Source organism: Bradyrhizobium sp. CCGB01, assembly GCF_024199795.1.
In the GTDB taxonomy this organism is placed as follows: Bacteria; Pseudomonadota; Alphaproteobacteria; order Rhizobiales; family Xanthobacteraceae; genus Bradyrhizobium.
On sequence record NZ_JANADK010000001.1, the window covers coordinates 54834 to 74517 of the forward strand.

A 19684-nucleotide genomic window follows, 5' to 3' on the forward strand; every position below is an offset into this window, starting at 1 on the left:
TGTCACCCGGATGCTCGCAGATACTGACCACGATCTCGACAATGGCCCGCGGACCGAAAGGTCCGCGACCATGCGGATGTGCGCGGTCAGTCGCGAGGTCCGGCCGATCGACGAGCTGATCCGCTTCGTCATTTCGCCCCAGGGCGACATAGTTCCCGATCTCAAGCGCAAGCTGCCCGGGCGCGGCATGTGGGTCACTGCCTCGCGCGAGGTGGTTGCGGAAGCCGTGCGGCGTCACCAATTTAGCAAGGCCTTCAAGCGCGAGCTGCGCATTTCCCAGACGCTTCCCGCCGATATCGAAGCGCTTCTGGTTCGGAGCGTGACGGAAGCCCTTGGGATCGCTGCCAAGGCGGGCCAGATCGTCGCCGGTTTCGGCAAGGTCGAGAGCGCCCTGCGGGAAGGCACGGTCGAGGTCCTGATCCACGCCAGCGACGGGGCCGCGGACGGAATCCGCAAATTAGACATGCTGGCACGTCAAAATGACGGAAATCGCGGGGCCAAGGCGCAGATTCCCGTCATCACTGCCCTGAAATCGATAGAATTGGATTTGGCACTGACCCGGTCAAATGTGATACATGCTGCCCTGCTCGCGGGCCCGGCGAGCAAGTCATTCCTGTCACGTAGCCAGATGCTGGTCCGATACCGGATGGCGGACGATGACAAGACTGCCGAAAAGCCCGGCCAGGATTTCTGAGAGACAACGACGACCCAATAAGACGGTGCGGCAACGCACAACGTTAACAAGATCAGGATTAGGACTGCTGAATGGTTGATACCAAGACCCCTGACGACAAGAAGCTGAGCGTTCCGAGCAAGACGCTATCGCTCAAGCCGCGCGTCGAAACGGGCACTGTGCGCCAGAGCTTCAGCCATGGCCGCAGCAAGCAGGTCGTGGTCGAGAAGCGTGGCAAGCGCCGCATCGACGGCAGCCCGGAGCCGCAGGCTCCGACGGTTGCTGCAAAGCCGGCACCTGCCGCACCTGCGCCCGCTCCCGCGCGCCCGGCTCCGCCGCGCAACGCCGGCTCCGGCGTGGTGCTGCGCACGCTGACCGAGGACGAACGTTCCGCCCGCGCCAGCGCGCTGGCCGATGCCAAGGTGCGCGAAGTCGAAGAGCGCCGCGTGGCGGAGGAAGAGGCCCAGCGCCGCGCTGTTCGCGAAGCCGCAGAACGCGTCGAGCGCGAGGCCGCCGAATCCCGCCGCAAGGCCGAGGAAGAGCGCCATCGTCACGAGGACGAAGCCAAACGGAAGGCCGAGACCGAAGCCAAGAAGCGTTTTGGCGAAGGCGAGCAGCCGCCGGCATCCGCTCCGCGTCCCGCAGCTGCCGCCCCGAGCGCTCCCGCACCGCGTCCCGGCGCTCCCGCAGCACGCCCCGGCACCACCACCACGGCACGCCCGGGAACCACGACGGCGCGCCCCGGAACGACCACCGCGAGGCCGGCAGGCGGCCCGCCGGGTCGCGCTCCCGCGGTCGCAGCCGGACCGGATGAGGACGATGGTCCGCGCCAGATCCGCCGCGGTCCCGGCGGCGCTGCGCGTCCCGTGGTAGCCCCCAAGCCCACCCACAAGCCCGGCCCGCAGAAGGAGCGCGGCCGCCTGACCGTCGTGACCGCATTCAATGCCGACGACGTGCGCGAGCGCTCGATCGCCTCGTTCCGCCGCCGCACCCAGCGCCTGAAGGGCCACGCCTCGAACGAGCCGAAGGAAAAGCTCATCCGCGAGGTGGTCATTCCGGAAGCGATCACCATCCAGGAGCTCGCCAACCGCATGGCCGAGCGCGCGGTCGACGTCATCCGCATGCTGATGAAGCAGGGCGCGATGCACAAGATCACCGACGTGATCGACGCCGACACTGCACAGCTGATCGCCGAAGAGCTCGGTCACACCGTCAAGCGCGTTGCCGCGTCCGACGTTGAAGAAGGCCTGTTCGACGCCACCGACGATTCCACCGACACCGAGACGCGCTCGCCGGTGGTGACCGTGATGGGTCACGTCGACCACGGCAAGACCTCGCTGCTCGATGCGCTCCGTCATGCCAACGTCGTCTCCGGTGAAGCCGGCGGCATCACCCAGCATATCGGCGCCTATCAGGTGCTGTCGCCCGAAAGCGGCAAGAAGATCACCTTCATCGACACGCCCGGCCACGCCGCGTTCACCGCGATGCGCGCCCGCGGCGCCAAGGTGACCGACATCGTCGTGCTGGTGGTTGCGGCCGATGACGGCGTCATGCCGCAGACGATCGAAGCCATCAACCACGCCAAGGCGGCGCGGGTGCCGATCATCGTTGCCATCAACAAGATCGACAAGCCCGACGCGAAGCCCGAGCGCGTGCGCACCGAGCTGCTCCAGCACGAGGTGCAGGTCGAGTCGTTCGGCGGTGAAGTCGTCGACGTCGAAGTGTCCGCCAAGAACAAGACCAATCTCGACAAGCTGCTCGAGATGATCGCGCTCCAGGCCGACATCCTCGACCTCAAGACCAATTCGGAGCGTCCGGCCGAGGGCACCGTGATCGAAGCCAAGCTCGATCGCGGCCGTGGTCCGGTCGCGACCGTGCTGGTCCAGCGCGGCACGCTGCGTGTCGGCGACATCATCGTCGCCGGCGCCGAGATGGGCCGCGTCCGCGCGCTGATCTCGGATCAGGGCGAGACGGTGCAGGAGGCAGGTCCCTCGGTGCCCGTCGAGGTGCTCGGCTTCAACGGTCCGCCGGAAGCCGGCGATCGTCTCGCGGTGGTCGAGAACGAAGCCCGCGCCCGCCAGGTCACCAGCTACCGCGCGCACCAGAAGCGCGAGAACGCGGCAGCCTCGATCTCCGGCATGCGCGGCTCGCTCGAGCAGATGATGTCGCAATTGAAGACGGCGGGCCGCAAGGAATTCCCGCTGATCATCAAGGCCGACGTGCAGGGCTCGCTGGAAGCGATCCTCGGTTCGCTGGAGAAGCTCGGCACCGACGAAGTCGCAGCCCGCATCCTGCATGCCGGCGTCGGCGGCATCTCGGAATCCGACGTGACGCTCGCGGAAGGCTTCAACGCCGCGATCATCGGCTTCTCGGTTCGTGCCAACAAGGAGGCGGCCGCGGCCGCCAAGCGCAACGGCATCGAGATCCGCTACTACAACATCATCTACGACCTCGTGGACGACGTGAAGAAGGCGATGAGCGGCCTGCTCGCGCCGACCCTGCGCGAAACCATGCTGGGCAACGCCGCGATCCTGGAGATCTTCAACATCTCCAAGGTCGGCAAGGTCGCCGGCTGCCGCGTCACCGACGGCACCGTGGAACGCGGCGCCAATGTGCGCCTGATCCGCGACAACGTCGTCGTGCACGAAGGCAAGCTGTCGACGCTGAAGCGCTTCAAGGACGAAGTGAAGGAAGTCCAGTCCGGTCAGGAATGCGGCATGGCCTTCGAGAACTATCACGACATGCGTGCCGGTGACGTCATCGAGTGTTATCGCGTGGAGACGATCCAGCGCTCCCTGTAAGTCCAAATCTTACCGAAGCGCCCGGATCTTTTTGAGCTGAAATTGCGGAGTGCGATGGCCGGATTTTTTCCGGCCATCCGCGCCGCATTCGTTTCAACAGGACAAATGACAATGCTCGTGTCCCAAACGCGGGCACGACGAGGTGATTTTCGACCATGCCCCGCCACCATCAGAAGAAAAGTTCCGCGCCGGGCGGTTCGCAACGCCAGTTGCGTGTCGGCGAGCAGGTTCGCCACGCGATGGCCGAGATTCTGGCGCAAGGCAATGTGCATGATGATGACCTCGAGGGTCACATCATCACCGTGCCAGAGGTGCGGATGTCGCCCGACCTGAAGCTCGCGACAGTCTATGTGATGCCGCTCGGTGGCCGCGACACCGAGGTCGTCATTGCTGCGCTCGAGCGCAACAAGAAATTCCTGCGCGGCGAAGTCGCGCGGCGCGTTAACCTGAAATTTGCACCTGACATTCGCTTCCGCGTCGACGAACGATTCGACGAAGCGGAACGGATCGAGAAGCTTTTGCGAACACCCGCGGTGCAGAAGGACTTGGACAAGAATCTGGAACAGAATCCGGATTCGGATCGGGAAGAAGAACAATGACGATGGACCCGGCTCACGGCACGATCGGCGGCGAAGAGGCCGATCAGCGCGACGTGCAGAAAAATAATTTTGCGGATCTCGGCGGCGATTCCCAGCCGCATCAGGAGCCGCGCCGCGTCAACAACGATCCCCGCGCCAAGCAGCAGAAGGGCAACCAGCCGCGCCGCGACCGCCGCGACGTCCATGGCTGGGTCGTGCTCGACAAGCCGATCGGCATGACCTCGACGCAAGCCGTCGCCGTGCTCAAGCGCCTGTTCAACGCCAAGCGCGCGGGCCACGCCGGCACGCTCGACCCGCTCGCCTCCGGCGGCCTGCCGATCGCGCTCGGCGAAGCCACCAAGACGGTCCCGTTCGTCATGGACGGCCGCAAGCGCTACCAGTTCACCGTGTGCTGGGGCGAGGAGCGCGACACCGACGACATCGAGGGCCGGGTCACCGCGACCTCCGACCAGCGCCCGACCCGCGAGGCCATCCTGGCCCTGCTGCCCCGTTTCACCGGGGTGATCGAGCAGATCCCGCCGCGCTATTCGGCGATCAAGGTCCAGGGCGAGCGCGCCTATGACCTCGCGCGTGACGGCGAGGTCGTGGAACTGGCCCCCCGCCCCGTCGAGATTCACCATTTAACCCTTGTAGATCAACCGGATAGCGACCGGGCGGTGTTCGAGGCGGAGTGCGGCAAGGGGACCTATGTCCGCGCGCTGGCCCGCGATATGGGCCGGATTCTCGGCACTTTCGGCCATATCTGCGCGCTGCGGCGGACCCTGGTCGGCCCATTTGACGAGAACGACATGATTCCGCTGGATCAGTTGGAGGCTTTATGCGATAGAGCCGCGTCCGGCGAGGGCAGCCTCGCCGACGCGCTTATGCCCGTTGAGACCGCGCTGGACGACATCCCGGCACTGGCCGTCACACGGGCTGATGCGGCAAGGCTCCATCGGGGCCAGGCCGTTTTGTTGCGCGGACGGGATGCGCCCACTTGTAGCGGCACAGTCTATGTCACGGTGGCAGGCCGCCTGTTGGCGCTTGCTGAAGTCGGCAATGGCGAAATCATCCCCAAGCGTGTGTTCAACCTGACCGGCCTGACTGCCAGCCCCGGTCGCAACGAGAGAAATTGACGATGTCGATTGCCGCAGAACGCAAAGCGGAAGTCATCAAGACCAATGCCACCAAAGCCGGCGACACCGGCTCGCCCGAGGTTCAGGTCGCGATCCTGTCGGAACGCATCAACAACCTCACCAACCATTTCAAGACCCACGTGAAGGACAATCATTCGCGTCGCGGCCTCTTGAAGCTGGTCTCGACCCGCCGCTCGCTGCTCGACTACCTCAAGAAGAGGGACGAGGCGCGCTACAAGGCGCTGCTCGAGAAGCACAACATTCGTCGTTAAGTGTTGCTGCGCGCGCCAATGGCGCGCGCTTTCGCACGTGGCTTCGAGCGAAAGCATTTGTTTAAAGGTTTTTGATCGAGGCTACGTGCACGTCGGATGCGAGCCGTTGATGATTCGCATCCGGGGCATGATGAGCGAAGACCGAAGGTTCGGCGTTCGCATTCATGCCGACTGAAAGTCCAGCAGCAATCCGGCGGCTGGGCACAACGGGCAAGGCGCCCGTATGACCCGAAAGGATGGACGCCATCCGAAATCCGAAAACCATGGCAGGATCGCAGGACGCTGATCGCCCGCTTCGATCAGCGTCCCGCAATCTTGCGCATGGTTTTTGTTTTTCGGGGCCGTCGGACTTTCGAGAACCCATGAAAGAAGACCTCTATGTTCAATAAGCATTCAGTCGAGATCGACTGGGGTGGACGCACTCTCAAGCTCGAAACCGGCAAGATCGCGCGTCAGGCCGACGGCGCCGTCGTCGCCACCTATGGCGAGACCGTGGTGCTCGCCACCGTCGTCGCGGCGAAGGCGCCGCGCGAAGGCGTCGACTTCCTGCCGCTGACCGTCGACTACCAGGAGAAGACCTACGCAGCGGGCCGCATTCCCGGCGGTTATTTCAAGCGCGAGGGTCGTCCGACCGAGAAGGAGACGCTGGTCTCCCGCCTGATCGACCGCCCGATCCGTCCGCTGTTCGTCGACGGCTGGCGCAACGAGACCCAGGTGATCGTCACCGTGCTGTCGCACGACATGGAGAACGATCCCGATATCGTGGCGCTGGTGGCCTCGTCGGCTGCGCTGACCCTGTCCGGCGCGCCCTTCAAGGGCCCGATCGGCGCAGCGCGCGTCGGCTTCGCCAATGACGAGTTCATCCTCAACCCGACGCTGGACGAGATGGTCGACACCCAGCTCGACCTCGTCGTCGCCGGCACCGCCGACGCCGTGCTGATGGTGGAATCGGAAGCCAAGGAGCTCAACGAGGACATCATGCTCGGCGCCGTGATGTTCGGTCACCGCCACTTCCAGCCGGTGATCAACGCCATCATCGAGCTCGCCGAGAAGGCTGCCAAGGAGCCGCGCGAAGTCACCGTGATCGACAATTCGGCGCTCGAGAAGGAAATGCTCGGGCTCGTCGAGCAGGAGCTGCGCGCCGCCTACGCCATTCCGGTCAAGCAGGATCGCTACGCCGCGGTCGGCAAGGTCAAGGAAAAGGTGATCGCCCATTACTTCCCCGAAGGGCAGGAGCCGAAATTCGACAAGCTGCGCGTCGCCGGCGTGTTCAAGGAGCTCGAGGCCAAGATCGTTCGCTGGAACATCCTCGACACCGGCAAGCGCATCGACGGCCGCGACAGCAAGACCGTCCGCAACATCGTCGCCGAAGTCGGCGTGCTGCCCCGCGCCCACGGCTCGGCGCTGTTCACCCGCGGCGAGACCCAGGCGATGGTCGTGACCACGCTCGGCACCGGCGAGGACGAGCAGTACATCGACGCGCTGTCGGGAACGTACAAAGAGACGTTCCTGCTGCACTACAACTTCCCTCCCTACTCGGTCGGTGAGACCGGTCGCCTCGGTGGCACCAAGCGCCGCGAGATCGGCCACGGCAAGCTCGCCTGGCGCGCGATCCACCCGGTGCTGCCGCCGCACCACGAATTCCCCTACACCACGCGCGTGGTGTCGGAGATCACCGAGTCCAACGGCTCGTCCTCGATGGCTTCGGTCTGCGGCGCTTCGCTCGCGCTGATGGATGCCGGCGTGCCCTTGAAGCGGCCGACCGCGGGCATCGCGATGGGCCTGATCCTCGAAGACAAGCGCTTCGCAGTTCTCTCGGACATCCTCGGTGACGAGGACCATCTCGGCGACATGGACTTCAAGGTGGCCGGCACGGAAGCGGGCATCACCTCGCTCCAGATGGACATCAAGATCGAGGGCATCACCGAGGAGATCATGAAGGTCGCGCTCGGCCAGGCCAAGGAAGGGCGTATCCACATCCTCGGCGAGATGGCCAAGGCGCTCACCAACGCCCGCGCCGAGCTCGGCGAATACGCGCCGCGCATCGAGACCTTCAAGATCGCCACCGACAAGATCCGCGAAGTGATCGGCACCGGCGGCAAGGTGATCCGCGAGATCGTCGAGAAGACCGGCGCCAAGGTCAACATCGAGGACGACGGCACCGTGAAGGTCGCCTCCAGCGACGGCGAGGCGATGAAGGCCGCGATCAAGTGGATCAAGTCGATCGCCTCCGATCCGGAAGTCGGCCAGATCTATGACGGCACCGTCGTCAAGGTGATGGAGTTCGGCGCCTTCGTGAACTTCTTCGGCTCCAAGGACGGCCTCGTCCACATCAGCCAGCTCGCTTCGGCGCGCGTGCAGAAGACCTCCGACGTCGTCAAGGAAGGCGACAAGGTCAAGGTCAAGCTGCTCGGCTTCGACGACCGCGGCAAGACCCGGCTGTCGATGAAGGTGGTCGACCAGACCACCGGCGAAGACCTCGAGGGCAAGGGTGAGGGCGAGAAGGCCCCGCGCGAAGCCGCCGGCGAGTAATCGCTCCGCACATCAGAAACACGAAGGGCGGCCTTTCGGCCGCCCTTTTTGTTTGTGCGTAGCCAGCGGCAATTGCGGAAAGCGTCCGTCAGTTCTTCTTGAGGATCACAGGCGGGGACGAAACGGTGAGATTGTCCGCCGGATTCTTCGGGACCTCCGCGGCGGCCGCCGGCGCCGGTGGGCCGGGAAGCTTGGTCGGCTCGTCCATGACGAGCTGGTTGATCGCACAGATGAACGAGGAAAGACGATAACCGCTGTGCTCGGCAATGACATCGTCATAGGCCCGCATGTTCCAGAACGGATCGTTCGCTCTCGTCACGGGCGTGATGCCGGCCATGTCGAAGCCGTGGGCAATTCTCGCCGACAACGGCTTCGCCAGCGGATTTTCATCCGGAGCCGCCGCAGCCAGATCGCTGCTGCTCCAGTTCGTGCCATGAGGCGCCTGCTGTCTGCGCGCCCGGCTCAGCCAGAAATGGCTGATCGGACACTCGACGAGCTTGCTCGTTGCGAGGCTCGAATACGACATCGATCTGGCGGCATTCGCGAGCCCGCGGATCTCGTGTGTCGTTCCGAACGGTTTGGATGGAATCAGATAGTCACCCAGCGTCCCGGCAGCGTGCCGCGGAACGTCGAGATTGCCGATGGTTCTGGTTTCCTCCATGTCGGAGTTCTGGAAGGGGGCATCGCGCAGGAGAGCTGCGATCTTGATCAACAGCCGCGACAACCGCGACTTGACCTCCGGCTCCCTGACGCAGGAGAGCCGCGGCACCTTCTCTTCCGCAAGGTATCGTGCGTATCGATCGAGCCGATCCGCCATCGGGCGGAAGTCGAACTTGAAGAAGGGAAACAGGTCGTGCGTCGCAGTGTCATAGACCACGCCGCCCTTCTTCGATTTCTCGTCGACATCATCAATGGCCGTGTGTAGTCGCTCCTCCTTTCGGCGCAGAACGTCGGCGCCCCCGACCACAGGGGGATCGTCCCTGAATGCCTTGTCGAAGTTGTACGCGACGGCGCAATCTTCCGTGCGTATGCCGCCTGGCGGCCACGCGAATGCCGACGTAATCGCGATGAGAACCGGACGCTGGTAGTCCGGAAAGAACTCATGGCCATAGTCCTCGTCGACCTTCGCCTCGCCTTCCCTGAACGCGATGTGCTGCCAGATGGCACGCTGGATCGAGGTCCATTTCCGCGCCTCGGCCGCGGGATTGATCAGGACAACGAGGTTTCCGAGCGGCGGCTCAAAATAGTTCTCTTGCTTCGGCGGGGATGAAGAGCGCCCGGAGCCTGCAAGAAGCCTGCTCTGGCGCAGCTCCGCGTTACGCGCCGCCTGCCATTCGACCCGCTTGACGGCGTCGTGTTCGAGTGCCGTCGCCAGCAGATTTCCGCCAAGACTGTGTCCAATCACCAGAAGACGATTCGGATTCTGCTCCCTTTCGTAATAACGAACCGTCCGTCCATTCCTCTCGATATCGAACGTGCTCTCGATTGACCGTATGGCAGTCAGAACATGCGGCGCGATCGTTTCGCTGACCGGCTTCCGGTCAAAGAGCGTAAGGGCCGCAATGAGCGAGGCCGTATTGTTGCCCAAGCCGCCCAGTGTCGTCCGCCAGCACCGCTTCGCGCTTCGACCTCCGCCAGCCGGCCTGGGGGAATCGTCCTCCCGGCATTTGTTCGGTCCACCGTCCAACCAATCTCCGGCCGCGACAAGCGGATCGACAATGCGCGGTTCGTCGATCCTCGCCCCCCGCCATCCAATGTAGACCGCCGTGACGACCCGTCCGCATTGCTCCTGTTCGCCGGCTCGGCATCGCTCCTTCAAGTAGCGCGCCGCATGGGCTGCATATCTGCGCAGTGCGGCGACGTTGTCGTCTCCGACCCGGGCGTCATGTCGCCAGCCATGGACGAACGCCACCACGTAGTTGCGGCCGGCTGTTTGCCGCAGCAGATTTGTGAGCGCCCGCAATTGTGTGATCGGCTCGCGCTTGTTGGCGCTGACAAAGCGGACCCGGCTCGACAGCTCCTCGATGGAATAGGGTTTGTCCAAATCCTTGATCAGCTCGTAAGGCGAACCGTCCTCCCTGAACTCCACGAACGCCAGGTTGTAGAAGAGTGGGTCGCCGCCATCAGCCGCGGGAATCGTATGCCGCTGAAGCGAGCAGGCGAACTTCTTCTTCCATCCGCCGGAGGGAAACTTCGCGACCGCCTTGATCTCATCATTGTCGACCGGCGCATCATTGGTTCCGGCTGGATCGGCAAGAACGGCCCATGCCTGATCTGGAGAGAAGCCGCAGATTTCCGAAGCGGGATCTATGTTTCGGTAAGCGACGTCACGGGGCGTCGTCGGCAGGACCAGGATCAGAATCGCCAGCACCGCAAGAGCGAGGACGAACAGCCAGACGAACGGCCTGAGAAGGTACCGAATCGCGCAAACGAAAAACCAGGAAACGGCCGCGATGGCGGCCCAAGCCTTCTTCCACATGGCATACCCGGCAAACGCGGCTTGAAAATCAATCGGCTGAAATTTCTCCCTATGATTGCATTTTTACAAGTCACCCTCAACGTCAGCATTCGATCCGCCGGCAAGCAAGCGTGGCCCCGGTTCCAAAACACGAAGGGCGGCCTCGCGGCCGCCCTTTTTGCTTGTCGCTTGCTTAGGCCTTGGGATCAGCCCGCGATGTCGTACCGGTCGAGGTTCATCACCTTGGTCCAGGCCTTGGCAAAGTCCTGCACGAACTGCTGCTTGGCGTCCGACGAGGCATAGACCTCGGCGAAAGCGCGGAGCTGCGAGTGCGCGCCGAAGATCAGGTCGGCGCGTGTGCCGGTCCACTTCACCGCATTGGTCTTGCGGTCGCGGGCCTCGTAGGAGCCGTCAGCGACCGGCACCCACTGCGTGCTCATGTCGAGCAGGTTGGCGAAGAAGTCGTTGCTCAGCGTGCCCACCTTCGCGGTGAGGACGCCGTGCTTCGAACCGTTCGCGTTGGCACCGAGCACACGCAGACCGCCGACGAGCACGGTCAGCTCGGGACCGGAGAGCTTCAAGAGCTGGGCACGATCGACGAGGGCTTCTTCCTGCTGCAGGAACTGATGCTTCTTGCCGATATAGTTGCGGAAGCCATCGGCCCGCGGCTCCAGCGGCGCGAAGGACTCCGCGTCGGTCTGCTCCTGCGACGCATCCATGCGGCCCGGCGTGAAGGCAACCTTCACGTCGACGCCGGCATCCTTCGCGGCCTTCTCAACCGCGGCAGAACCGCCGAGGACGATGAGGTCGGCGAGCGAGACCTTTTTGGCACCTGACGACGCGTTGAAGTCCTTCTGGATCGCTTCGAGCTTGCCCAGAACCTTGGAGAGCTGAGCCGGCTGGTTCACCTCCCAATCCTTCTGCGGGGCAAGCCGGATGCGCGCGCCGTTGGCGCCGCCGCGCTTGTCCGAGCCGCGGAACGTCGAGGCCGACGCCCAGGCGGTCGAGACCAACTCGGAGACCGAGAGACCCGACGCCAGGATCTTGGTCTTCAGCGCAGCGATGTCCTGATCGCTGACCAGCTCGTGATTCACGGCCGGAATCGGATCCTGCCAGATCAACGTCTCCTTCGGCACCAGCGGGCCGAGATAGCGCTGGATCGGGCCCATGTCGCGATGGGTGAGCTTGAACCAGGCGCGGGCGAACGCGTCCGCGAACTGAGCCGGATTTTCCAGGAAACGACGCGAGATCTTCTCATAGGCCGGATCGAGGCGCAGCGAGAGGTCGGTCGTCAGCATCGTCGGCCGATGCTTCTTCGACTTGTCGAAGGCATCGGGAATGATCGCGTCGGCACCCTTGGCCGTCCACTGGTTCGCACCGCCCGGGCTCTTCGTCAGTTCCCATTCGTACTTGAACAGGTTCTCGAAGAAGTTGTTGCTCCACTTCGTGGGCGTTGTCGTCCATGTCACCTCGAGGCCGCTGGTGATGGAATCGCCTGCCAGACCCGACGCGTGCTTGCTCTTCCAGCCGAGGCCCTGATCTTCCAGCGCACCCGCTTCCGGCTCCGGTCCGACCAGCGAGGGATCGCCCGCGCCATGGGTCTTGCCGAAGGTGTGGCCGCCGGCGATCAGCGCAACGGTTTCCTCGTCGTTCATCGCCATGCGGGCGAAGGTCTCGCGGATGTCCTTGGCCGCAGCGACGGGATCCGGCTTGCCGTTCGGCCCTTCCGGGTTGACGTAGATGAGACCCATCTGCACCGCGCCGAGCGGTTCGGCGAGCTGGCGTTCACCGCTGTAGCGCTCATCGCCCAGCCAGGTGCCTTCGGGACCCCAATAAAGCTCTTCCGGCTCCCAGACGTCGGCGCGGCCACCGGCGAAACCGAAGGTCTTGAAGCCCATCGATTCCAGCGCGACGTTGCCGGCGAGCACCATCAGATCGGCCCAGGAAATCTTGCGGCCGTATTTCTGCTTGATCGGCCAGAGCAGACGGCGCGCCTTGTCGAGATTGGCGTTGTCGGGCCAGCTGTTGAGCGGTGCGAAACGCTGCTGGCCAGCGCCGGCGCCACCGCGGCCGTCCGTGGTGCGATAGGTGCCCGCGCTGTGCCAGGCCATGCGGATCATCAGGCCGCCATAGTGACCGAAGTCGGCGGGCCACCATTCCTGCGAGTCGGTCATCAGAGCCGTCAGGTCCTTGATGACCGCGTTGAGGTCGAGCGTCTTGAATTCCTTGGCGTAGTCGAAATCCTTGCCCATCGGGTCGGACAGGGCGGAATTCTTGTGCAGCATCTCGATGCTGAGCTGGGTCGGCCACCAGTCGCGATTCACGCGCGTGGGTTTTCCGCCCGAAAACGGGCACTTTGAAGAGTCGTCCATGAATACCTCCTCTGGCGGGCGTCGAACTCGCGCCTTTTGACCAGGTAGAACCACTCTAAGCTTCGCGTTCGATCAGGGGAAGTTGACTTTAATGATCGCTGCGATAGGATTTTCTGATGATCAACGTGACGCTGCGCCAGCTCCGATATTTCGATGCGCTGGCGCGTCACGGCCATTTCGGGCGCGCGGCGGAGGCCTGTTCCATCTCTCAGCCGGCCTTGTCGATGCAGATCAAGGAGCTGGAGGAGGCGCTCGGCGGCCTACTGCTGGAGCGCAGCGCCCGGCAGGTCGCGCTGACCCGGTTCGGCGAGGAGCTCTCCCAGCGCGTCCGCGACATCTTGCGCTCGGTCGATGAGCTCGGCGATTTCGCGCGCGCCTCGCAGGACCGGTTTGCGGGCCGGCTGCGGATTGGGATGATCCCGACGATCGCGCCCTATCTGCTGCCCAAGATCACCAAGAATCTGACGCGCATGCATCCCGAGCTCGACATCCGCGTGCGCGAGACGATGACGCCGCGGTTGATCCAGGAGCTCGTCGAAGGCCGGCTCGATACCGCGATCGTCGCGCTGCCGGTATCCGAGCCCTCGCTCACCGAGGTCGCTTTGTTCGACGAGAAATTTCTGCTGGTGCGGCCGGGCTCCGATGAGGGCACGCCGGCGCCCTCACGCGAGATGATGCGCGAGATGCGGCTGCTGCTGCTCGAAGAGGGGCACTGCTTCCGCGATCAGGCGCTGTCGTTCTGCAACATGCAGTCGGCGCCGCCGCGCGAGATGCTGGACGCGAATTCGCTGTCGACGCTGGTCCAGATGGTCAGCGCCGGCATCGGCGTCACGCTCATTCCGGAGATGGCGGTGCCGGTGGAGACGCGATCCGCCTCGGTCTCGCTGTCACGCTTCCGCGACCCCGAACCCTCGCGCACCATCGGCATGGTCTGGCGCAAGACCAGCCCGCTGGCGCGCCAGCTCCTGCAGATCTCCGAAGTGGTGTGCCTGTCGGCCGGCAAGGTGCGCGCGCGGCCATCCATGCGCAGCCAGCGGGCCTGAGGCCGCAATGTCGCCTCCGGTTATCCGCCCCGCCCGCACGGACGAATACGACGAGGTCGGCCGCGTCTGGATGGAGAGCTGGGTCTCGACCGGACTCGGCGAAGCAAGCGCCTTCCTTCTGGCAAACCTGCGTGCGCGCATCCGGCGCGAGATCGAGAATGGCTGGAGCCTGTTCGTCGCCGACGACAACGGCACGATCGCCGCGATGCTGGCGCTGCATCTGCCAAAGCTCTATCTCGACATGCTGTTCGTCGCGCCGGCCTATCAGGGTCAATCGCTCGGACGGCAATTGCTCGCCTTCACCCGCACGCAGATGCCGGATGAAATGTTCCTGCGCTGCGTGCGCGAGAACGAAAAGGCCTGGCGCTGGTACGAACGCGAGGGTTTTGTGTTCGAGAAGGAAGAGATCGAACCGTCGAACGGGTTCATGATGAAGTATTATCGGTGGAAGCGGCAGCGACCTGCCGGATAGACAACGGTGTCCGGCTGCAGCTTGCGGTTGTCCGAGTCCCACCCTAGTGTGGCGCATCCGCTTTTCTTCCGCTGCTCTATGCCCTGGAATCCATGATTCGATTTGCTGCTTCTGTGATCGTCCTGCTGTCCTCTCTCGTTCTGGCAGCAGCCCAATCCCCTCCCGCAACCAACGCATCGCCCACTCAGACCGCACCGGCAAAACCGGCGACTAAGAAGGCGGCGCCGAAGGCCAAACCGGCTGCGAAGCCGACGGCCGCGGCGGACAGCGGCCCGTGTCGTCTTGGCGTGATCTCGGTGATCGGAGAGCATTACTCCGTACAGAAATTCGGCGTGACAATCTTCGAGGCTGAGGCAAACGAGGTCCCGATCGACTGGGGCCTCGATGATCTTGTTTTCGCGCGCGTACGTGCGGCGACGAACAACGATTCCTCAGTGCGCAGGATCGCCTATCCCAAGGGTGCCTTCGAGCCCTTCTATCATGCGAAGGCGATCTTCATCCCGGACCCCAAGGAGAGTCTGCCGGTGATCGTGAAGAGCTTCACCGCGAATGCGAATTGCGATCGCTATCTCGTCGCAACCACATTCAAGACGAAGCTGCCGAACTCGAACATGACGCTGAACGGCATCGGCACCTACAATCAGGGGCTCGGCAAAATCCTCCGGCACTCGCATCTTTTCGCCAATGTTGCGATCACGCTGATTGACGGTCGCAGCTACGAGCAGATCAAGCGCCCCCTTACGGATATCGGCGCGAACCTCGCCGTAAATATGCGTCTGTTTGAAGACCCGATCACCAAGCTCGACAACTCGCTGTTCCCCGATCCGCCCGAGACAGCTTCGACCAACGCGGCGCTGCGCGAGAGAACGCGCGCACTCGTCGTAGAAAGGCTCGACCGGAGCCTCCCCGGTTATTTGAAGGAAGACTAAGCCAAGATCGCGCATTGTTGATTCAACGCAAACGCGTCATGAATGCGGCCTCGCTCAACCCTCGCCGATGGAAGGTTTCGCACCATGATCAAGCTCTATTGGTCGCCCCGCTCGCGCTCGTTCACGACGCTCTGGCTGATGGAGGAAAGTGGCCTTCCCTATGAGCGGGTGCTGACCGACATCTCGACCGGCGCGCAGAAGGCGCCGGACTATCTGAAGGTCAATCCGATGGGCAAGGTGCCGGCGCTCGCCGATGGCGATGCTGCGCTCGGCGAAGCCGCGGCGATCTGCGCCTACATCGCCGATCGCTATCCCGAAACGAAGCTGGCGCCAGCCGTGACCGATCCGCGCCGCGCACGCTATCTGCAATGGCTGTTCTTCTCGCCCGGCTGCATCGAGCCCGCCATCATCCAGATCTTCACCAAGATCGAGATCCCGACCTCGACCGCGGCCTGGGGCAGTGCGACGCAGGTCTTCGACGTGCTCGAAGCTGCGCTCGCGAAGGGGCCGTGGATTCTCGGCGAGGAATTTTCCGCCGCCGACATCACGATCGGATCGGGCCTGAACTTCGCGGTGCGCCTGTTCAAGATGGTGCCGTCGCGCCCCGCGTTCGATGCCTATCTCGCGCGCTGCATGGCACGGCCGGCGTTCCAGCGCGCGGAGACAATCGCGGCGGGGTGAACCGACTCCCGTAGGGGGGCCAAGCGAAGCGTGCCCACCATTCGTCCCGCAATTGTGAGAGATGGTGGGCACGTCGCTTGCGCTCCTTTGCCCACACTACGGAGCCGCGTCTATTCCGCCTTCAAATCGTCCGGCCGCGGCATCAGGACGATGTTGTAGCCGGAATCCACGTAGTGGATCTCGCCGGTCACGCCGCCGGAAAGATCCGACAACAGATACAGCGCCGAGCCGCCGAGCTCATCGAGCGTGACGCCGCGGCGGAGCGGCGAATGCTTCTGCATGAATGCGAACATCGCGCGTGCCTCGCCGATGCCCGAGCCGGCGAGCGTACGGATGGGGCCTGCGGAGATTGCGTTGACGCGAATGCCGCGCGGTCCGAAATCGGAGGCGAGATAGCGCACTGAAGCTTCCAGCGCGGCCTTGGCCACGCCCATCACGTTGTAGTTCGGCATCGCGCGCTCCGAGGCGCCGAAGGTCAGCGTGATCATGCTGCCGCCCTCCGTCATCAGCTCGGCAGCGCGTTTTGCGACCTCCGTGAACGAGAAGCAGGAGATCACCATGGTGCGCGAAAAGTTCTCGCGGCTGGTGTCGGCGTAGCGGCCTTTCAGCTCGTTCTTGTCGGCGAAGCCGATCGCGTGGATCACGAAGTCGAGCTTGCCCCATTTCTCTCGCAGCACATCGAAGGTGGCGTCGACGCTGGCGATGTCCTCGACGTCGCAAGGCAGCACCAACTCCACACCGAGCGATTCAGCGAGCGGCTTGACGCGCTTGCCCAGCGCCTCGCCCTGGAAGGTGAAGGCAAGCTCGGCGCCATGGGCATGCAGCGTCTTCGCCATGCCCCAGGCGATCGAATGATCATTGGCGACGCCCATGATCAGACCGCGCTTGCCCTTCATCAAACCTTCCATTTCAGCCGTCGCTCCCATTTTCGACGTCATCGCCCGCGAAGGCGGGCGATCCAGTATTCCAGAGACCGTCGTGATAAATCGAGAAGCCGCGGCGTACTGGATGCCCCGCCTTCGCGGGGCATGACAAAGTCAGACGTCACACATCCAGCCGGCTGAACACCAGCGTGGCGTTGGTGCCGCCGAAGCCGAAGGAGTTCGACAGCACGGTGCCGATTTTGACGTTGTCGATGCGCTTGCGCACGATCGGCATGTCGGCGAACACGGGATCGAGCTCCTGGATGTGAGCACTTTCGCAGATGAAGCCGTTGTTCATCATGAGCAGCGAGTAGATCGCCTCCTGCACGCCGGTCGCACCGAGCGAATGGCCGGTCAGCGCCTTGGTCGCCGAGATCGGCGGGCACTTCTCGCCGGCGCCGAACACGCGGCGAAGCGCGTCGATCTCCGGCGGATCGCCGGCCGGCGTCGAGGTCGCGTGCGGATTGATGTAGTCGACCTTGGTCTTCACCGTCGACATCGCCATGCGCATGCAGCGCTCGGCGCCCTCACCGGAGGGCGCGACCATGTCGTAGCCGTCCGATGTCGCACCGTAGCCGACGATCTCGCCGTAAATGCGCGCGCCGCGGGCCTTGGCATGCTCGAGCTCTTCCAGCACGAGGACTCCGGCGCCACCGGCGATGACAAAACCGTCGCGGTTGACGTCATAGGGACGCGAGGCGGTGGCGGGCGTGTCGTTGTACTTCGACGACATCGCGCCCATGGCGTCGAACAGCACCGAGAGCGACCAGTCCAGTTCCTCGCAGCCGCCGGCGAAGATGACGTCCTGCTTGCCGATCTGGATCGTCTCATAGGCGTTGCCGACGCAATGGTTCGACGTCGCGCAGGCCGAAGAGATCGAGTAGTTCACGCCCTTGATCTTGAACCAGGTCGCGAGCGTCGCGGAGGCCGTGGACGACATCGCCTTCGGCACTGCAAACGGTCCGACGCGCTTCGGTCCCTTGGTACGGGTGATGTCGGCGGATTCGACGATGGTGCGGGCGGACGGGCCGCCGGAACCCATGATGATGCCGGTGCGGATGTTGGAGACTTCTTCAGGCGACAGACCGGAGTCCTGGATCGCCTGCTCCATCGCGATGTGATTCCAGCCCGCGCCCTGGCCGAGGAAGCGCATCGCACGGCGGTCAACGACCGTCGCGGGATCGATCGTCGGGGCACCTTGCACCTGCGAACGGAAGCCGAGTTCGGCATATTTCTCCGCCCGAGAAATGCCCGACTTCGCCTCGTGGAGGCTCGCAAGCACTTCCTGGGTGTTGTTTCCGATCGACGAGACAATGCCCATCCCGGTGACCACAACCCGCCTCATGACAGCCTCGCCTTAATCGTTGTCTTTCTTGGTGATGCGCTCAGCCCAGGCTCGTGCCCTGCTTGAACAGGCCGACCTTCAGATCCTTCGCGCGATAAATAATCTGGTCATCGACCGAAAGCCATCCGTCGGCGATGCCGAGCACCAGCTTTGAACGCATCACGCGCTTGATATCGACGTTGTACACAACCTTGCGGGCCTCGGGCAGCACCTGGCCGCTGAACTTTAATTCGTTCAGGCCAAGCGCGCGGCCACGACCTTCGCCTCCGGTCCAGCCCAGAAAAAAGCCGACCATTTGCCACAGCGCATCGAGGCCGAGACAGCCGGGCATCACCGGATCGTTCTTGAAGTGACAGCCGAAGAACCAGAGGTCCGGCTTCACGTCGAGCTCGGCGCGCACCACGCCCTTGCCGTACTCGCCGCCATTGTCGTTGATCTCAGTGATGCGGTCGAACATGAGCATCGGCGGCAGCGGCAATTGGGCATTGCCCGGGCCGAACATCTCTCCGCGGGCGCATGCCAGCAGATCTTCATATTCGTAACCGTTGCGCCTGTTCAGCATGCGGAAGCCTCTGTTCTAACCCCGATTGAGCGGCGTTTCTGGCAAAAATGGGCCCCGTTCTGTTCGGAAAGCAACGCCAATTGCCGTCGTCAGCAGGCGCGAATGCCGAGAGCCCGGATGGACCTGCGAACCTGGCCTCAATGCCCGGCCGCGCCACAATCGGCTAAGCGGAACCGCGCGCTCTCTAACACAGGCATTTCGGGTGGCAAAGCGATCTCATGAAGGTAAAATGAAGCAATCCTCGCCCGGTTCCAAGTCTGATTAGAACCTCTCTAGTTGCGAGAAACTTGCATCTGCATCTATCTGTCCATATATTGCAGGATGATAGTGTCCACGCGTGCCCGAAATCTGGAAATGAGCGAGAATACTGCGCCCCATCACGACGACGACCATGCAGCGGCCCTCCTGTCCGGCCGCCAGCCGGCGCTGACCGGCTGCCCGTGGCACGACGTTAACGAAATGCTCCAGTCCGCGGGGCTGCGTCCGACGCGCCAGCGCATGGCGCTCGGCTGGCTCCTGTTCGGCAAGGGTGCTCGCCACCTCACGGCTGAAATGCTCTACGAGGAGGCGACGCTGGCCAAGGTGCCGGTGTCGCTCGCGACCGTCTACAACACGCTGAACCAGCTGACTGATGCCGGCCTGCTGCGCCAAGTCAGCGTCGACGGCACCAAGACCTATTTCGATACCAACGTCACCACCCACCACCATTATTACCTCGAGAACAGCCATGAGCTGGTCGATATCGAGGACCCGCATCTGGCGCTGTCCAAGATGCCGGAGGTACCCGAGGGCTACGAGATCGCACGCATCGACATGGTCGTGCGCCTGCGCAAGAAGCGCTGAGACGATCCAAGCTGCTGAATTAGCGTCATGGCCGGGCTTTGTCCCGGCCATTGTCGTTTTGCGA

16 protein-coding genes are annotated in these 19684 nt (G+C 63.6%); 11 read left to right on the forward strand and 5 right to left on the reverse strand.

Features of this window, described 5'->3' with window-relative positions:
* Positions 1-10 precede the first annotated feature (10 nt).
* The 6 genes from NLM25_RS00235 to pnp all read left to right on the forward strand — a co-directional run bounded on the left by NLM25_RS00235 (position 11) and on the right by pnp (position 7992).
* The gene (locus tag NLM25_RS00235) at positions 11-694 is read left to right on the forward strand and encodes an RNA-binding protein (protein WP_254114659.1); all 684 of its coding nucleotides are present in this window, start codon (positions 11-13) and stop codon (positions 692-694) included.
* Between the two features lie 71 nt (positions 695-765).
* Positions 766-3474 carry a translation initiation factor IF-2 gene (gene infB, locus NLM25_RS00240; RefSeq protein ID WP_254114660.1) on the forward strand — a complete coding sequence of 903 codons (2709 nt, stop codon included), beginning with the start codon at positions 766-768 and terminating at the stop codon, positions 3472-3474.
* A gap of 155 nt (positions 3475-3629) precedes the next feature.
* The gene (rbfA, locus tag NLM25_RS00245; protein ID WP_254135613.1) at positions 3630-4073 is read left to right on the forward strand and encodes a 30S ribosome-binding factor RbfA; all 444 of its coding nucleotides are present in this window, start codon (positions 3630-3632) and stop codon (positions 4071-4073) included.
* A complete protein-coding gene (gene truB, locus NLM25_RS00250; protein WP_254135614.1) occupies positions 4070-5188 on the forward strand; it encodes a tRNA pseudouridine(55) synthase TruB in 1119 nt (372 codons plus the stop codon). Before rbfA ends, truB begins: the two co-directional genes overlap by 4 nt.
* Before the next feature lie 2 nt (positions 5189-5190).
* Positions 5191-5460 carry a 30S ribosomal protein S15 gene (gene rpsO / locus NLM25_RS00255; RefSeq protein ID WP_018644188.1) on the forward strand — a complete coding sequence of 90 codons (270 nt, stop codon included), beginning with the start codon at positions 5191-5193 and terminating at the stop codon, positions 5458-5460.
* A 378-nt stretch (positions 5461-5838) separates the two neighbouring features.
* Entirely contained in the window at positions 5839-7992 is a 2154-nt protein-coding gene (pnp, locus tag NLM25_RS00260; protein WP_254114663.1) for a polyribonucleotide nucleotidyltransferase, read from the forward strand.
* Between the two features lie 88 nt (positions 7993-8080).
* Here the strand turns inward: pnp and NLM25_RS00265 are convergent, their stop codons facing one another.
* Positions 8081-10471 (reverse strand): hypothetical protein, encoded by a 2391-nt coding sequence (locus tag NLM25_RS00265; protein ID WP_254135615.1) that lies wholly within the window; start codon positions 10469-10471, stop codon positions 8081-8083.
* A gap of 185 nt (positions 10472-10656) precedes the next feature.
* Complete coding sequence (gene katG, locus NLM25_RS00270) at positions 10657-12822, reverse strand: catalase/peroxidase HPI (protein WP_254135616.1); 2166 nt, start codon at positions 12820-12822, stop codon at positions 10657-10659.
* A 116-nt stretch (positions 12823-12938) separates the two neighbouring features.
* Between katG and NLM25_RS00275 the strand changes: the two genes are divergently transcribed.
* The 4 genes from NLM25_RS00275 (at position 12939) to NLM25_RS00290 (ending at position 15947) form a co-directional block, all read left to right on the forward strand.
* Positions 12939-13865 carry a hydrogen peroxide-inducible genes activator gene (locus NLM25_RS00275; RefSeq protein WP_254135617.1) on the forward strand — a complete coding sequence of 309 codons (927 nt, stop codon included), beginning with the start codon at positions 12939-12941 and terminating at the stop codon, positions 13863-13865.
* Between the two features lie 7 nt (positions 13866-13872).
* Positions 13873-14337 (forward strand): GNAT family N-acetyltransferase, encoded by a 465-nt coding sequence (locus NLM25_RS00280; RefSeq protein WP_254114667.1) that lies wholly within the window; start codon positions 13873-13875, stop codon positions 14335-14337.
* 113 nt (positions 14338-14450) lie between these two features.
* A complete protein-coding gene (locus NLM25_RS00285) occupies positions 14451-15266 on the forward strand; it encodes a hypothetical protein (protein WP_254135618.1) in 816 nt (271 codons plus the stop codon).
* 84 nt (positions 15267-15350) lie between these two features.
* Positions 15351-15947, forward strand: a complete 597-nt coding sequence (locus NLM25_RS00290; RefSeq protein ID WP_254135619.1) for a glutathione S-transferase family protein — start codon at positions 15351-15353, stop codon at positions 15945-15947.
* A gap of 110 nt (positions 15948-16057) precedes the next feature.
* Here NLM25_RS00290 and fabI read toward each other — a convergent pair whose 3' ends face one another.
* The 3 genes from fabI to fabA all read right to left on the reverse strand — a co-directional run bounded on the left by fabI (position 16058) and on the right by fabA (position 18777).
* Complete coding sequence (fabI, locus tag NLM25_RS00295; protein WP_254135620.1) at positions 16058-16855, reverse strand: enoyl-ACP reductase FabI; 798 nt, start codon at positions 16853-16855, stop codon at positions 16058-16060.
* Positions 16856-16991: 136 nt separating this feature from the next.
* Positions 16992-18215, reverse strand: a complete 1224-nt coding sequence (gene fabB / locus NLM25_RS00300; RefSeq protein ID WP_254114671.1) for a beta-ketoacyl-ACP synthase I — start codon at positions 18213-18215, stop codon at positions 16992-16994.
* Positions 18216-18255: 40 nt separating this feature from the next.
* Positions 18256-18777 (reverse strand): 3-hydroxyacyl-[acyl-carrier-protein] dehydratase FabA, encoded by a 522-nt coding sequence (gene fabA, locus NLM25_RS00305; RefSeq protein ID WP_254114672.1) that lies wholly within the window; start codon positions 18775-18777, stop codon positions 18256-18258.
* A 354-nt stretch (positions 18778-19131) separates the two neighbouring features.
* On the opposite strand from fabA, the gene irrA reads away from it, so the two are divergent.
* The gene (irrA, locus tag NLM25_RS00310) at positions 19132-19620 is read left to right on the forward strand and encodes an iron response transcriptional regulator IrrA (protein WP_254114673.1); all 489 of its coding nucleotides are present in this window, start codon (positions 19132-19134) and stop codon (positions 19618-19620) included.
* The last annotated feature ends 64 nt before the right edge of the window (positions 19621-19684 follow it).

Bases quoted from the DNA above. Each gene is read 5' to 3' on its own strand.
- NLM25_RS00235 (WP_254114659.1), top strand. From the start codon at position 11: ATGCTCGCAGATACTGACCACGATCTCGACAATGGCCCGCGGACCGAA.
- infB (WP_254114660.1), top strand. From the start codon at position 766: ATGGTTGATACCAAGACCCCTGACGACAAGAAGCTGAGCGTTCCGAGC.
- rbfA (WP_254135613.1), top strand. From the start codon at position 3,630: ATGCCCCGCCACCATCAGAAGAAAAGTTCCGCGCCGGGCGGTTCGCAA.
- truB (WP_254135614.1), top strand. From the start codon at position 4,070: ATGACGATGGACCCGGCTCACGGCACGATCGGCGGCGAAGAGGCCGAT.
- rpsO (WP_018644188.1), top strand. From the start codon at position 5,191: ATGTCGATTGCCGCAGAACGCAAAGCGGAAGTCATCAAGACCAATGCC.
- pnp (WP_254114663.1), top strand. From the start codon at position 5,839: ATGTTCAATAAGCATTCAGTCGAGATCGACTGGGGTGGACGCACTCTC.
- NLM25_RS00265 (WP_254135615.1), bottom strand. From the start codon at position 10,471: ATGTGGAAGAAGGCTTGGGCCGCCATCGCGGCCGTTTCCTGGTTTTTC.
- katG (WP_254135616.1), bottom strand. From the start codon at position 12,822: ATGGACGACTCTTCAAAGTGCCCGTTTTCGGGCGGAAAACCCACGCGC.
- NLM25_RS00275 (WP_254135617.1), top strand. From the start codon at position 12,939: ATGATCAACGTGACGCTGCGCCAGCTCCGATATTTCGATGCGCTGGCG.
- NLM25_RS00280 (WP_254114667.1), top strand. From the start codon at position 13,873: ATGTCGCCTCCGGTTATCCGCCCCGCCCGCACGGACGAATACGACGAG.
- NLM25_RS00290 (WP_254135619.1), top strand. From the start codon at position 15,351: ATGATCAAGCTCTATTGGTCGCCCCGCTCGCGCTCGTTCACGACGCTC.
- fabI (WP_254135620.1), bottom strand. From the start codon at position 16,855: ATGGAAGGTTTGATGAAGGGCAAGCGCGGTCTGATCATGGGCGTCGCC.
- fabB (WP_254114671.1), bottom strand. From the start codon at position 18,215: ATGAGGCGGGTTGTGGTCACCGGGATGGGCATTGTCTCGTCGATCGGA.
- fabA (WP_254114672.1), bottom strand. From the start codon at position 18,777: ATGCTGAACAGGCGCAACGGTTACGAATATGAAGATCTGCTGGCATGC.
- irrA (WP_254114673.1), top strand. From the start codon at position 19,132: ATGAGCGAGAATACTGCGCCCCATCACGACGACGACCATGCAGCGGCC.